This window comes from Rheinheimera pleomorphica (assembly GCF_011634895.1).
Lineage (GTDB): Bacteria > Pseudomonadota > Gammaproteobacteria > Enterobacterales > Alteromonadaceae > Alishewanella > Alishewanella pleomorphica.
On record NZ_SIRR01000030.1, the window covers coordinates 1 to 314 of the forward strand.

Consider the following 314-nt stretch of genomic DNA (forward strand, 5'->3'; position numbering starts at 1 on the left):
GATGGTGCCCAGAGGCGGAATCGAACCACCGACACGCGGATTTTCAATCCGCTGCTCTACCGACTGAGCTATCTGGGCAAAACTGGCTGACGCTAAATGGTGCCGCTTATCCGAGTCGAACGGATGACCTACTGATTACAAGTCAGTTGCTCTACCAACTGAGCTAAAGCGGCTGCGACAACGTGGCAAAAGCTGTTAAAGTCTGATACTTTGCAACAACTTAGCACCTAAACTGATGGTGCCCAGAGGCGGAATCGAACCACCGACACGCGGATTTTCAATCCGCTGCTCTACCGACTGAGCTATCTGGGCAA

3 tRNA genes are annotated in these 314 nt (G+C 52.2%); all 3 read right to left on the reverse strand.

Annotated features, from left to right (window positions below):
- Positions 1-2: 2 nt before the first annotated feature.
- Positions 3-78: transfer RNA gene (locus EYB30_RS16305), tRNA-Phe, on the reverse strand.
- A gap of 19 nt (positions 79-97) precedes the next feature.
- Positions 98-173, reverse strand: a tRNA-Thr gene (locus EYB30_RS16310).
- A 63-nt stretch (positions 174-236) separates the two neighbouring features.
- Positions 237-312 (reverse strand) — tRNA-Phe (locus EYB30_RS16315).
- Between the last annotated feature and the right edge of the window lie 2 nt (positions 313-314).